This is a genomic window from Streptomyces sp. NPDC043427, assembly GCF_056436655.1.
On sequence record NZ_JBWKCC010000049.1, the window covers coordinates 1 to 12,309 of the forward strand.

Sequence of the window (12,309 nt, forward strand, 5' to 3'; positions counted from 1 at the left end):
GGCAGAAAACCCGGGTGGTGTGGCTAGAGCGGGGTGGGGTGGGGGGGGGGGCGGTTGGGGGGGGGGGGGGGGGTGTGGGGGCCCCCCCCCCCAGGCCCCCGATCGGCCTGAACGGCCTCGTCCTCAAACGCCGGACGGGCTGAACATCACCGACCCGCCTCTCAGAAGCCCAGCTTGCGCAGCTGCCTCGGGTCCCGCTGCCAGTCCTTCGCGACCTTCACATGCAGGTCGAGGCTGTATCAATGTGCGGCTACCGCCGCGTGGCGGGCGTTCCGGGGATGGCCTCGGCCTGTCTCAGAAGCCCAGCTTGCGCAGCTGCCTCGGGTCCCGCTGCCAGTCCTTCGCGACCTTCACATGCAGGTCGAGGAAGACCGGCGTGCCCAGCAGCGCCTCGATCTGCTTGCGGGACTTGATGCCGACGTCCTTCAGGCGCTTGCCCTTGGGGCCGATGATGATGCCCTTCTGGCTGGGGCGCTCGATGTAGAGGAAGGCGTGGATGTCGAGGAGGGGCTTGTCCGCCGGACGGTCCTCGCGGGGGAGCATCTCCTCCACGACGACGGCGATGGAGTGCGGGAGCTCGTCGCGTACGCCCTCCAGCGCGGCCTCGCGGATCAGCTCGGCGATCATGACCTGCTCGGGCTCGTCCGTCAGGTCGCCCTCGGGATAGAGGGCCGGGCCCTCCGGCAGGAGGGGGACGAGCAGGTCGGCGAGCAGATCGACCTGCTTGTCGCCGACCGCCGACACCGGCACGATCTCCGCCCACTCGAAGCCCAGCTCCCGGCCGAGCTGGTCGATCGCGATGAGCTGCTCGGCGAGGGTCTTGCTGTCGACGAGGTCGGTCTTCGTGACGATCGCGATCTTCGGCGTCTTCTTGATGGACGCCAGTTCCTTCGCGATGAAGCGGTCACCGGGGCCGAGCTTCTCGTTCGCGGGAAGACAGAAGCCGATCACGTCGACCTCGGCCCAGGTGGTGCGTACGACGTCGTTCAGCCGCTCGCCCAGCAGGGTGCGTGGTTTGTGCAGCCCAGGAGTGTCGACCAGGATCAGCTGGGCGTCCTCGCGGTGCACGATGCCCCGCACCGTGTGCCGCGTCGTCTGCGGCTGGTTCGCGGTGATCGCCACCTTCTGGCCGACCAGAGCGTTCGTGAGGGTGGACTTGCCCGCGTTGGGGCGGCCCACGAAGCAGGCGAAGCCGGCGCGGTGGGGAGCCTCCGACGAATCAGACGGCTTGGATGACTGGCTGCGAACGCTCATGGCGACCATTCTCCCTGATCCACAAGGCCCCACCGCACAACCGTCCGCACAACCGTCCGCGCACCGTCCCCCACCGCCCGCCCCGTGAGCTCCCGGAAACCTCCACGCAACGAAACGTCACGGAAACACACCTGTACGCGACCGGAAACGCACGCCGGTGACCCTCTGACGAGCCCCGACACCGTTGGAGACGACCGTGACCCTCGCCGCGCCCCTGGCCGCAGAGCGCATCGACACCGGCGACACCGCCTGGCTGCTCGCCGCCACCGCCCTCGTCCTGCTGATGACACCGGGCCTGGCCCTGTTCTACGGCGGCATGGTCCGCACGAAGAGCGTCCTCAACATGCTGATGATGAGCTTCGTGTCGATCGCCCTGGTCACGGTGGTGTGGCTGGCCGCCGGGTACTCCCTCGCCTTCGGCGACGACGCCGGCGGTGGACTGATCGGCGGCCTCGAACACGCCGGCATGTCCGGTCTCGGGCCCGACAGCGTGCAGGGCACCGTCCCCACCGTCCTGTTCGCCACCTTCCAGCTCACCTTCGCGATCATCACGGCCGCGCTGATCAGCGGCGCGGTCGCCGACCGGGCGAAGTTCGGGGCGTGGCTGGTCTTCGTGCCGGTGTGGGCGCTGCTCGTATACGTTCCCGTCGCCCACTGGGTGTGGGGCCCCGGTGGCTGGATCCTGGACGACCTGGGCGCCCTCGACTTCGCGGGCGGTCTGCCCGTCGAGATCACCTCCGGTGCCTCGGGGCTGGCCCTGTGTCTGGTGCTCGGTCCCCGGCTCGGGTTCAAGAAGGACGCCATGCGTCCGCACAATCTGCCGATGGTCGTGCTGGGCGCCGGTCTGCTCTGGTTCGGCTGGTTCGGCTTCAACGCCGGCTCCGCCCTCGGCGCCAACGGTCTCGCCGCCGCCGCGTTCCTCAACACCCTCGCCGCCGGCTGCACCGGTCTGCTCGGCTGGCTCTTCGTCGAGCAGAAGCGCGACGGTCATCCGACGACGCTGGGGGCCGCCTCCGGCGCGGTCGCGGGTCTGGTCGCCATCACGCCGTCCTGCGGGTCGGTGTCCCTGCTCGGCGCGCTGGTCGTGGGCCTCGCCGCCGGTGTCGTCTGCTCGTACGCCGTGGGCTGGAAGTTCAAGCTGAACTACGACGACTCCCTGGACGTCGTCGGCGTCCACCTGGTCGGCGGGATCATCGGCACCCTCCTGATCGGCGTCTTCGCGGTCGACACCATGACCGGCGGGGCCGAGGGCCTGCTGTACGGCGGCGGGCTCGGGCAGCTGGGGAAGCAGCTGGTGGCCGTGGTCGCCGTGGGGGTGTACGCCTTCGCCGTGACGTACGGCGTCGGCAAGCTGATCGACAAGGTGATGGGCTTCCGTGCGAGCGAGGAGCAGGAGTACGAGGGCCTGGACCTTACGGTGCACGCCGAGACGGCATACGATCACGGCGTCCTGGGGCATGGCGCCCCGGTCACCGCGTCCGTCCTCCCCTCCGCTCAGAAGGCCAAGACCCAGGCATGAAGCTCATCACCGCCATCGTCAAGCCGTACCGCCTCGACGAGGTCAAGACCGCCCTCCAGGAGATCGGCGTGCACGGCCTGACCGTGACCGAGGCCAGCGGCTACGGCCGGCAGCGCGGCCACACCGAGGTGTACCGCGGCGCCGAGTACCAGGTCGACCTCGTCCCCAAGGTCCGTATCGAGGTCGTCGTCGAGGACGCCGACTCGGACGCCGTCATCGACGCGATCGTCAAGGCCGCGCAGACGGGGAAGATCGGGGACGGAAAGGTGTGGGCACTGCCCGTCGAGACGGTCGTACGGGTGCGGACGGGCGAGCGCGGCCCCGACGCGCTCTGACGAGGAGCGCCCCTCCCACCACCCCGGCGGCGAACGCCACCGCCACCACCAGCCACGGCAGCGCGAAGAAGGACGCCCCGGCCGACTCGCGGGCGTCCTTCGCGCTCGCCGTGAGCGTCACGTCGCCCCAGTCGAGCTGGGGCGCCCCGCGCCAGGGCTCGCTGAGCCGCACCCGCTGCCCGGGCAGCAGCTCGGAGGGGACCCCGGCCAGGTCGCGGGCGAGGAGCGTACGGCCGAACAGGCCCTGGGCCCGCAGTTCCACCCTCGGGTTGAGGGTGACGTTCCCGGTGTTGCGCAGGGTGTAGGAGATGGTCGCCGTGCTGTCGCCGAGGCCCGGGACGAGGGGCTGGTGGTGGGAGACACGGACGCCCTCGACGGAGATCGCGGGCAGGGCGGGCCCGTTCACCCGGAGGTAGACGCGGGCGCCGACGGCCCGCCGTACTCCCACGGCGAGCGCACCGTGACCGGCGTCGACGCGCTCGTCCAGGGCCACCAGCGCACCGGGATGGTCCCCGGGCTCGGCGCCCTCGGGCACGCGCAGTGTGAACGGCACGGTGACCGACTTGTGGGCGGGCACGGTGATCCGGGACGTGCCGGGCTTCCCCCAGGCGCCCACTCCTCGCATCCGCTCCTTCTCCGTCCGCACGGCGAACCCGCCGTCGCGTTCGGTGTTGTACGCGTCGGCCGCGTAAAGGCGGAAACTCAGCGGTTTCGCGGTCTTGTTGTTGACGACGACCTTGTCCTCGATCGTCTGCCCGGGGTCGGCGGAGAGGTAGAAGTACGGCCGCTCGGAGACGCCGGAGGACACGGGGTACACGGACCAGCTGCCGTTGTCGGCGGCATGCGCGGGGACGGCGGCGGCGAGCAGGAGGAGGAGCAGCAGCAGGAGGAGGACGTACGGCTTGCGCATGGGTGCGGACCCCCCACGGACGGGATCGGGGCGGACGGGCGGGTGCGGACCGTGTGGAACGGGCGCCCGGCCGCCGAAGCGGCAGGTCGTACGGTCAGCTGAGCGTGAGGGTCAGGACCGCGGAGTACGACCCCGGAGGCGTGAACGCCGGTACGTCGAGCGACAGCCCGGCGTCGACCGTGAACTCACCGCCGGTGAGCGTGCCGTCGGGCGTGGACGCCAGGGTCGCCCCCGAACCGCCGACCGTGCCCGGTGAACCGGCCCGGCAGGTGCTGGGGCTGCCCGGCTTGGTCGCGCAGGCCGGCGTCCAGCTCAGCTTCCCGGCGTCGATCTTGGCGCCGGGGCCGGTGAAGTCGGTGACCTTGCCGGTCAGGGACCAGCCCGCGGGTCCGCCGCGGAAGTCCTTGACGGTCACCGTGCGCAGGTCACCGGTCGAGGCCCCGCCCTTGCCGAAGTCGACGCCCGAGAGCTGGACGGCGTCCCCGGCCTGGGACATGGACAGGGTGCCCGCCTTCACCGTGGTGGTGAGCTTCTGGCTGCCGGCCGGGACGGGGGTGTCGTCGATGACGACGTACGCGACCGGCCCGGCGCCCTTCGCCGCGCTCCACTCGGCGCCCTCGTACGCCACGACCCCGCTCGTCGTCTTGTCGTTGACGACGAGCCCGCCGCTGATGGCGCCCTGGGCGCTCGCGGTCACCGTCGCCTTGTCCGCGGTCTGGGCGCTGCCTGACCGACCGGCGAGAGTGACGGTCGCGCCCGCGGTGAATCCGCTGCCGGTGACAGCGACGCGGTCACCGGGCTTGCCGGACGCCGAACCCAGGGTGATGGCACGGGTGTTGGCCGGCGGGTCGCCCACCGCGGTGACGGTCTCCGAGACCGGCGCGGGCGGGCTGGTGACCGTGCAGGGAGTGTCCAGCTCCAGGATGTAGCTGGTGTGGATGTTGTAGTCGCCGGGCGAGAGGGTGATCGCGCCGGGCTTGGTGACCGTGAACGTGCCGGTCATCGAGAAGGACGGGAAGGCGCCCTTGCCCGGCACCGGGTCGTTCTTCTTCGGCCCCGTGACCGTGACGTCGCCGGTCTGCGCCCCGCCGAGGGTGACCTTGCCGGTGGGGGTCATGATGTCGGCCGGCAGGGCGAGGTCGGTGGGGTTGCTGGCGGCGGGCTTGACCACCGTGTAGGTCACGGTGACGGTGTCGCCGACCTTGGGGCTGGTGTTGTCGACCGCGATACGGCCGGTGGTGGTGCCGTCGATCGGCGGGATGCCCGCGATGGGCGGCGGGATGCAGTGCGTCATGTAGTCCACGTCGGCGGACTGGGCGGACACGGCGCCGGCCGGCGCGGCCAGCGCGCCGCCCGCGGTGACCGCGAGCGCGGTCGCCCCGAGCAGCGACGCCAGGCGGCGTCTTCGGGTGGTCTGACCCATGGGTGCCCCCTCCTGAGGGATGCGGGCGCAGTGGCTCTTCTGCGCCGACAAGGGGCATTGACGTGGAGGCGGTGTGAGAAGTCAATGGAGATGCGGCAGGAAAACTGACGGGTCGTCACCTCCCCTGCCGCGCGTGCTTCGTGCCCGCTCGGATCAGTCGAACACGAACGGCCCGGGCGACTGGGGCGCCTTGGCCTTACAGGTGATGGTGATGCCCAGGACGACCATCTTGAGCGAGCCGCCGTAGGTCTCCAGCGTGTCGCCGGAGGCCACGGTCCCGGGGAGGGGGCCGACGGTGACGGGGTCGCCGACGGCCATCGCCGGGTTCACCTTCCCGCTGAAGACCTTGGTGCCGCCGGTGGACTTCACCAGGGTGAGGGTGGATGTGATCGAGTCCTTCGCCAGCGCGATCGGTGCCTTGATCGCGGTGGAGGTGAGGCTGAGGGTGGCGGCGCCGCCGTCCTGCGTGGCCGTGAGTGTCGCCGCTCCGCCGCCGAAGATCCCGCAGTCCGCGGTGATCGTCGCCGCCTGGGGGGTGACGGCGACGGCCGCGGGAGCGAGCGCGAGCCCGCCGAGCGCGAGCACCCCGACCGCCACTGCCGCACCTGTTCCGATTCGCTTGCCTCTCATCTGCTTCGAGCTCCCTTCGCGGGTGAGCGTCGACGGACGGCGGCCCCTGAGCAGGTGGGTGCGGACACGCTGCTCGACCGGCCGGAAATCTGACGGTCCGTCGGATCCATGGCTTCATTGATGCGCGGGGGAGAGGGGGCGGCAAGGGTGAATTCCGGACTATAGGGCCTCTCGTTTGGATCAGGCCGGGCTCGCCTGATCCGGCCTGATCCAAACGAAAGACCCTGGTCCTACGAGGGCCTGGAGTTCCCGTACTCCGCCGGAGACAGATCCTGAAGCCCCACCACCCGCAGCAACTCCAGCCGCTCGTACGACTCCGTGCCCGGGCGGGCCGTGTGGATGACCAGGAGCTGGTGGTGCTCGTGGCTGAGCAGCACCTCGCAGTCCAGTTCCAGCAGGCCCACCACGGGGTGCAGGAAGCGCTTCGTCGCCCGGTTGCGCAGGGACACCTCGTGCTCGTCCCACAGGCGGGCGAACTCCTCGCTCGACGCGCGGAGTTCGGCGACCAGCGCGGCCGGTTCCGGATCGTCCGGGCGGGCGGCGGCCACCGCGCGCAGGTTGGCCACGTGGGCACGGGCGTGATCCGCCCAGTCCTCCTTCGGGAACAGGGTGCGCGCGTCCGGGTCCAGGAAGTAGAGGCGGACCACGTTGTGCTCGCGCCGGGGGCGGGACATCACGTCGCGGGTCAGCGCCCTGGCCATCGCGTTCTGGGCCAGGATCTCGCCGCAGTCGGTCACCACCTGCGCCGGGGTGTCGTGCAGCCGGTCCAGGATCAGCATCACGCCGGGCGGGACGTGCGCCGACGCCGTCTCACGGCGCGGGGGCTCCTCGCCGCCCAGGTGGAACAGGTGGTCGCGTTCGTCGTCGGTGAGGCGCAGGGCGCGGGCCAGCGCGCTCAGCATCTGCCGGGACGGGCGCGGGCCACGGCGCTGTTCCAGGCGCGTGTAGTAGTCCACCGACATGCCCGTCAGCTGTGCCACCTCCTCGCGGCGCAGGCCGGGCGTACGGCGGCGGGCACCCGGCGTCAGCCCCACGTCCGACGGGCTGAGGCGGGCGCGGCCGCGGCGCAGGAAGTCGGCGAGTTCGGGTCGGTTCACCTCTCCAGCGTGGGGCAGGGCGCCCGGCTTATCCAGGGACTGACGATCCCCCGATCGACAGGTCTCTCCCGGTCCTCCCGGCCCCGTCCGAGGGTGGTGCACCAGATGGACCTTCACCGGACCAGGAGGAGCAGATGATGGTGACACTCGTGACGGGAACGACGGGACAGGTCGGCCGGCGCTTCGTACCGAGGCTGCTGGCGCAGGCACGGCCAGGGGAGCAGGTACGGGTCCTGGTGCGTGACGCGGACCGGGCGGAGCGGTTCGCGGAGCTGGGTGCGGAGGTCGTCCTCGGCGATCTGCGCGACACGGAGGCGCTCGGCAAGGCGGTGGCCGGGGTGGACGCCGTCGTGAACGTCGCGGCGGCCTTTCGCGGGGTGCCGGACGAGGAGGCGTGGGCCGTCAACCGGGACGCGGCACTGGAGCTGGGCCGTGCCGCGCTGGCTTCCGGCGTGCAGCGGTTCGTGCAGGTCAGCACGGGTCTGGTGTACGGCGTCGGGCGGGGCCGCCCGCTGACCGAGGACGACGAGATCCGGCCCGGCGGCTCCATGTGGGGCGCCTACGCCGAGTCCAAGGGGGAGGCCGAGCGGGGCCTGCTCGCGCTGGAGGGCCTGGACGTGCGCGTCGGCCGGCTCGCCTTCGTCTACGGAGAGGGCGATCCGCACCTCGCCCAGTCCCTGATGTGGGCCGGGAACTGGGCGGCGACCCAGAAGCTGCACATGGTCCACCACGCGGACGTCGCCCAGGGCCTGCTGCGCCTCCTGCACGCCCCGGGCGTCGACGGCCGGATCTACAACATCGCCGACGACGCCCCCGTCACGGCGGTCGAACTGCACCAGCTCAACGCGGTCGACGTCCCGGCCGAGCTCCACGACCGCACCGACCCCGACCCCTGGTTCCAGCTGACCTCGACCGAGCGCATCCGCCGCGAACTCGGCTACCGCCCGCTGTACCCCAGCGTCTACGCGGCCCGCGAGGCCGGAGCCCTGTAGGTCAGCCCACCAGGCAGGTCCGCCAGATCAGTCCACCCCGCGGATCCGCGCCACCAGCATCGCCCCCGCCAGCCCGATCACCGCCGCCACCAGGTACAGCACCCGGTAGCCGCCGAGGTAGGTCACGATCGGCGCGGCGAGGGCGGGCGCCGCGACCTGGGGCAGGGAGTTGGCGACATTGATGACGCCGAGGTCCTTGCCCCGGTCCAGCGCCCGCGGCAGGACGTCCGTCATCAGCGCGAAGTCCACGGAGGTGAACACCCCGAAGCCGACGCCCAGCACGGCCGCCGCCACGATCGCGCCCGGCCAGGTCTGCCACACAGCCAGCCCCGCCGTCGCCACCGCCATCAGCACCCCCGACCAGATCACGAACGGCTTGCGCCGCCCCACCCGGTCCGACCAGACGCCCCCGACCACCACCGTGGCGAGCAGCGTCACGCCGTTCACGGCCGTCAGGATCAGCACGCCCTCGTCGGGGTCGCCGTAGTGCAGCCGGTCGCGCAGGTAGTACAGCAGGTAGAGCAGCACCAGCGCGTTGCTCAGGTTCATAAGGAACCGGGTCAGCCAGGCCCAGCCCAGGTCGGGGTGGCGGCGCGGGCTCAGCCAGAAGCCCGCCAGGAAGCCGCGCCAGGACCAGGGAGGCCGGTCCGCCTCCGCCAGCCGCAGATCCTCGTGGCGCAGCACATACGGCAGCACGCCCACCGCCGTGAACACCGCGCAGGCCACGTACCCGGCCCCGACGCCTCCGGCGGCCGTCGCGAGGCCCGTCCCGCCGACGACGCCCAGGATCTGCGCCGCGCCCAGCCAGCCGCCCACCGAGCCCCGCTGGAGCCGGGGCACCCGGTCCGGGACCGCCGCCGTCACCGCCGCGAAGGCCGCGTTCAGGGTGAGCTGGACCAGGCACCAGCCCAGCGCCATCGTCCAGACCCCGTCCGCCGCCGCGAGCAGCAGCAGGGACAGGGCTCCGCCCGCCGTGCCCGCCACGATCCACGGCGTACGGCGGCCGTGACGGGACGTCGTACGGTCCGACAACGCCCCGAAGAGCGGGTTCGCCGCCAGCGACACCACCGCGCCGACACCCGTCACCCAGGCCAGCATCGTCTCCTTGGACATGCCGGAGCCGGGCGCGAAGTCCTTCGCCTGCGAGGTGAGAAGGATCTGCAGGGGGCCGTACCAGCCCACCCAGATCGCCCCGTTGGCGAGGGAGAGGGCCGAGGTCCAGCCCCGGCCCACCCGCTCGACAGGCTCGGCGAGGGCGGCCGCCGGGACCCGGCCCGCCGTTGTCATCTCTGAGCCCGCAGCACGCCCCGGAACCAGGCGTACGACGCCTTCGGGGTACGGGCGAGGCTCTCGAAGTCCACATGCACCAGCCCGAACCGGCGGGCGTAGCCCTCCGCCCACTCGAAGTTGTCCATGAGCGACCAGACGAAGTACCCGCGCACATCGACGCCGGCCTCCACCGCCCGGTGCAGTGCCCGGATGTGGCCGTCCAGGTAGGTGATGCGGTCCTGGTCGTCGACGCCCTCGTAGCTGCAGCCGTTCTCGGTGATCACGACCGGCGGGAGCCGGTCGCCGTAGCGGTCCCGGAAGCCGGTGAGCAGCTCCGTCAGTCCCTCGGGGACCACGGGCCAGCCGAAGTCCGTCACCGGGACGCCCTCGATCTCCTGGACGGAGAAAGGGAGTTCCGCCGGGATCGTCAGACCGCCGAACTCGATGTCCGTGCCCTGCGGTGCGCCCACCCGGGTCGGGGAGTAGTAGTTGACGCCGTACCAGTCCAGCGGCTCCCCGATCACCTTGAGGTCGGCCGCCACGTCCCCCGGCATCAACTCGGCGATGCCCTCGGGGTACTCGCCCAGCAGGACCGGGTCGGCGAACAGGCGGTTCAGGAGCAGGTCGTAGAAGTCGGCGGCCTCCAGGTCCGCCTGTTCCCGGGACGCAGGCCAGGTCGGGCCGTGGGAGTTGGCGATGCCGATGTCCGTGGCGCCGGACGCCCGCAGGGCCCGTACCGCCAGGCCGTGGGCGAGCAGCTGGTGGTGGGCGGCGGGCAGCGCGTCGAACATCAGCTGCTTGCCGGGGGCGTGTGCGCCCAGGGCGTGCCCGAACAGGGTGTGTTCGGCCGGCTCGTTGAGCGTGATCCACTTCTGCACGCGGTCGCCGAGACGGTCGGCGACCACGGACACGTACTCCGCGAAACGCGAGGCCGTGTCCCGCTCCAGCCAGTCCAGCGCGACCGGCAGGTCCCAGTGGAAGAGGGTCGGGACGGGACGGACGCCCGCCGCGCACAGCTCGTCCACCAGACGGTCGTAGAAGTCCAGGCCACCGGGGGAGTTCACCCGGGGCCAGGAGACGGAGAAGCGGTACGCGTCCACGCCGAGGCCCTTGAGCAGGGCCACGTCCTCGCGGTAGCGGTGGTAGTGGTCGCAGGCCACCGCCGCCGTCGAGCCGTCCTTCACCCGCCCCGGCTCGGCGGAGAAGACGTCCCACACGGATGCCTCACGTGCGTCCGCCGCGCCCTCGATCTGGTGGGCGGAGGTCGAGACGCCCCACAGGAAGCCGGCCGGGAACTGGGGGATCGGGTGCGCCGCGTCGCGCGGATCGTTCGCCATGGGCGGGATCATCCTTACCGATGGGTAAGGAAGTCAACGCCCAGGCGTGAACCACCAGTTACGCCCCCTCCTTCAGCACCCTCGACACCAGCATCCGCTGCTCCTCCGTGAGCCGGGGATCGGCCGCGTACACCGTCCGGCCGTCCACCGTGATCTCGTAGCTGAAGCCGTCCGGTACGCCGGTCGCGGGCGCGCCCCGGCCGGCGGCGAGTGCCTGCTCGGCCAGGGCGTGCCACTCATGGGCATCGGGCCGCCCCGAGGTGTCGACCTCGGCGCGGCGCTCGATGCCCGCGAAGCCACCCGTGCGCGTCACCTGAATACGCATGGGTCCCTGTCTAGTACGCCGTCACAGGATCCGCACCCCGACCTGCTCCCAGGCCTTCTCCACGGCCTGGAACTCGTCCCCGCCGTCGCCGTAGCGCTCGCGCGCGGCCGTGACGGTCAGCTTGGCGAAGTCGGTGAAGAACGCCCGCTCCTTGAGCTCGCCGCCGGTCAGGACGTCGTACCAGATCTGTCCGGCCTTCTCCCAGGCGTGGCCGCCGAGCGCGGTGGCGACGAGGTAGAAGGCGTGGTTCGGGATGCCGGAGTTGATGTGGACACCGCCGTTGTCGCGGCCGGTGCGGACGTAGTCGTCCATGGTCGCGGGCTGCGGGTCCTTGCCGAGGACGTCGTCGTCGTACGCGGTGCCCGGCGCCTTCATGGAGCGCAGGGCCGTACCGGTCACGCCCGGGGCGAGGAGGCCGGCACCGATGAGCCAGTCGGCCTCGGCGGCGGTCTGGCCGAGGGAGTACTGCTTGATGAGCGAGCCGAAGACGTCGGACATCGACTCGTTGAGGGCGCCCGGCTGGCCGTAGTACGTGAGGTTCGCCGTGTACTGGGTGACGCCGTGGGTGAGCTCGTGGCCGATGACGTCGATGGAGTTCGTGAAGTCGACGAAGATCTCTCCGTCTCCGTCGCCGAACACCATCTGCTCGCCGTTCCAGAAGGCGTTGTTGTAGCCCTCGTCGTAGTGGACGGTGGCGTCCAGAGGTAGGCCGTCGCCGTCGATCGAGTGGCGCTGGTAGGCCTTGAGGTAGAGGTCGAAGGTGGCGCCGAGCCCGGAGTAGGCGCGGTTGACCGTGGCGTCCTGTCCGGGGTCGTCGCCCTCGCCGCGGACCTTGGTGCCGGGCAGCTCGGTGCGGTGCTCGGCGTCGTAGATCGTGCGCAGCGGCTGGTCCGACGGTGCCTTCGCCGTCGGGGTGGCCGCCAGGCGGAACTCGGCGGTGACGCGCCGGCGGGCGCGCAGCTCGCTGTCGCGCACCAGGGTGCGCCGGGCGGGTCCGGAGAGTGCGGGGTCGTCGTGCTGTGCCAGTTTGTCGAGGACATAGGGCGGCACGACGGTGCAGAAGACGGGCTCGAAGCCCCCGTTCGTCGTCATGCCCGGCACCCTTGCACTGAGTCATTCCGGTGTCACTACCCGCAACCATGATTGGTGAAATACAGGGATACGGCGTCGGGGATCCCCTGCGCGAGTGGCATGGCGCACTTTTTGTCCCGTTCATCC

12 protein-coding genes are annotated in these 12,309 nt (G+C 71.4%); 3 read left to right on the plus strand and 9 right to left on the minus strand.

The genetic code is table 11. From position 1 onward, the window contains the following. Positions 1–294: 294 nt before the first annotated feature. Positions 295–1,254 carry a GTPase Era gene (era, locus tag AC067M_RS43815; protein WP_478702588.1) on the minus strand — a complete coding sequence of 320 codons (960 nt, stop codon included), beginning with the start codon at positions 1,252–1,254 and terminating at the stop codon, positions 295–297. 184 nt (positions 1,255–1,438) lie between these two features. Between era and AC067M_RS43820 the strand changes: the two genes are divergently transcribed. Continuing rightward, positions 1,439–2,773, plus strand: a complete 1,335-nt coding sequence (locus AC067M_RS43820) for an ammonium transporter (RefSeq protein WP_478702589.1) — start codon at positions 1,439–1,441, stop codon at positions 2,771–2,773. Continuing rightward, positions 2,770–3,108 (plus strand): P-II family nitrogen regulator, encoded by a 339-nt coding sequence (locus AC067M_RS43825; RefSeq protein ID WP_478702590.1) that lies wholly within the window; start codon positions 2,770–2,772, stop codon positions 3,106–3,108. The genes AC067M_RS43820 and AC067M_RS43825 overlap by 4 nt, the downstream gene beginning before the upstream one ends. Here the strand turns inward: AC067M_RS43825 and AC067M_RS43830 are convergent. The 4 genes from AC067M_RS43830 to AC067M_RS43845 form a co-directional block, all read right to left on the minus strand. Beyond that, the gene (locus tag AC067M_RS43830) at positions 3,002–4,018 is read right to left on the minus strand and encodes a DUF916 domain-containing protein (protein ID WP_478702591.1); all 1,017 of its coding nucleotides are present in this window, start codon (positions 4,016–4,018) and stop codon (positions 3,002–3,004) included. The genes AC067M_RS43825 and AC067M_RS43830 overlap by 107 nt on opposite strands. A 94-nt stretch (positions 4,019–4,112) precedes the next feature. Continuing rightward, the gene (locus AC067M_RS43835; RefSeq protein ID WP_478702592.1) at positions 4,113–5,441 is read right to left on the minus strand and encodes a WxL domain-containing protein; all 1,329 of its coding nucleotides are present in this window, start codon (positions 5,439–5,441) and stop codon (positions 4,113–4,115) included. Positions 5,442–5,594: 153 nt separating this feature from the next. After that, a complete protein-coding gene (locus AC067M_RS43840; RefSeq protein ID WP_478702593.1) occupies positions 5,595–6,071 on the minus strand; it encodes a hypothetical protein in 477 nt (158 codons plus the stop codon). Between the two features lie 230 nt (positions 6,072–6,301). Continuing rightward, positions 6,302–7,168 carry a helix-turn-helix transcriptional regulator gene (locus AC067M_RS43845; RefSeq protein WP_478702594.1) on the minus strand — a complete coding sequence of 289 codons (867 nt, stop codon included), beginning with the start codon at positions 7,166–7,168 and terminating at the stop codon, positions 6,302–6,304. A gap of 137 nt (positions 7,169–7,305) precedes the next feature. Between AC067M_RS43845 and AC067M_RS43850 the strand changes: the two genes are divergently transcribed. After that, positions 7,306–8,160 carry an NAD-dependent epimerase/dehydratase family protein gene (locus tag AC067M_RS43850; RefSeq protein ID WP_478702630.1) on the plus strand — a complete coding sequence of 285 codons (855 nt, stop codon included), beginning with the start codon at positions 7,306–7,308 and terminating at the stop codon, positions 8,158–8,160. Between the two features lie 27 nt (positions 8,161–8,187). Here the strand turns inward: AC067M_RS43850 and AC067M_RS43855 are convergent, their stop codons facing one another. From AC067M_RS43855 to AC067M_RS43870, 4 genes are read right to left on the minus strand one after another with little or no spacing between them, the layout of a single operon-like run. Continuing rightward, positions 8,188–9,447 carry an MFS transporter gene (locus AC067M_RS43855; protein WP_478702595.1) on the minus strand — a complete coding sequence of 420 codons (1,260 nt, stop codon included), beginning with the start codon at positions 9,445–9,447 and terminating at the stop codon, positions 8,188–8,190. Then, complete coding sequence (locus AC067M_RS43860; protein WP_478702596.1) at positions 9,444–10,766, minus strand: GH1 family beta-glucosidase; 1,323 nt, start codon at positions 10,764–10,766, stop codon at positions 9,444–9,446. The genes AC067M_RS43855 and AC067M_RS43860 overlap by 4 nt, the downstream gene beginning before the upstream one ends. Before the next feature lie 58 nt (positions 10,767–10,824). Next, positions 10,825–11,091: a protealysin inhibitor emfourin gene (locus tag AC067M_RS43865; RefSeq protein ID WP_478702597.1), complete on the minus strand. Its 267-nt coding sequence runs from the start codon at positions 11,089–11,091 to the stop codon at positions 10,825–10,827. Positions 11,092–11,112: 21 nt separating this feature from the next. Beyond that, positions 11,113–12,183 (minus strand): M4 family metallopeptidase, encoded by a 1,071-nt coding sequence (locus AC067M_RS43870; protein WP_478702598.1) that lies wholly within the window; start codon positions 12,181–12,183, stop codon positions 11,113–11,115. Positions 12,184–12,309: the final 126 nt, after the last annotated feature.

Bases quoted from the DNA above. Each gene is read 5' to 3' on its own strand.
- era (WP_478702588.1), bottom strand. From the start codon at position 1,254: ATGAGCGTTCGCAGCCAGTCATCCAAGCCGTCTGATTCGTCGGAGGCT.
- AC067M_RS43825 (WP_478702590.1), top strand. From the start codon at position 2,770: ATGAAGCTCATCACCGCCATCGTCAAGCCGTACCGCCTCGACGAGGTC.
- AC067M_RS43830 (WP_478702591.1), bottom strand. From the start codon at position 4,018: ATGCGCAAGCCGTACGTCCTCCTCCTGCTGCTGCTCCTCCTCCTGCTC.
- AC067M_RS43835 (WP_478702592.1), bottom strand. From the start codon at position 5,441: ATGGGTCAGACCACCCGAAGACGCCGCCTGGCGTCGCTGCTCGGGGCG.
- AC067M_RS43840 (WP_478702593.1), bottom strand. From the start codon at position 6,071: ATGAGAGGCAAGCGAATCGGAACAGGTGCGGCAGTGGCGGTCGGGGTG.
- AC067M_RS43850 (WP_478702630.1), top strand. From the start codon at position 7,306: ATGGTGACACTCGTGACGGGAACGACGGGACAGGTCGGCCGGCGCTTC.
- AC067M_RS43855 (WP_478702595.1), bottom strand. From the start codon at position 9,447: ATGACAACGGCGGGCCGGGTCCCGGCGGCCGCCCTCGCCGAGCCTGTC.
- AC067M_RS43860 (WP_478702596.1), bottom strand. From the start codon at position 10,766: ATGGCGAACGATCCGCGCGACGCGGCGCACCCGATCCCCCAGTTCCCG.
- AC067M_RS43865 (WP_478702597.1), bottom strand. From the start codon at position 11,091: ATGCGTATTCAGGTGACGCGCACGGGTGGCTTCGCGGGCATCGAGCGC.
- AC067M_RS43870 (WP_478702598.1), bottom strand. From the start codon at position 12,183: ATGACGACGAACGGGGGCTTCGAGCCCGTCTTCTGCACCGTCGTGCCG.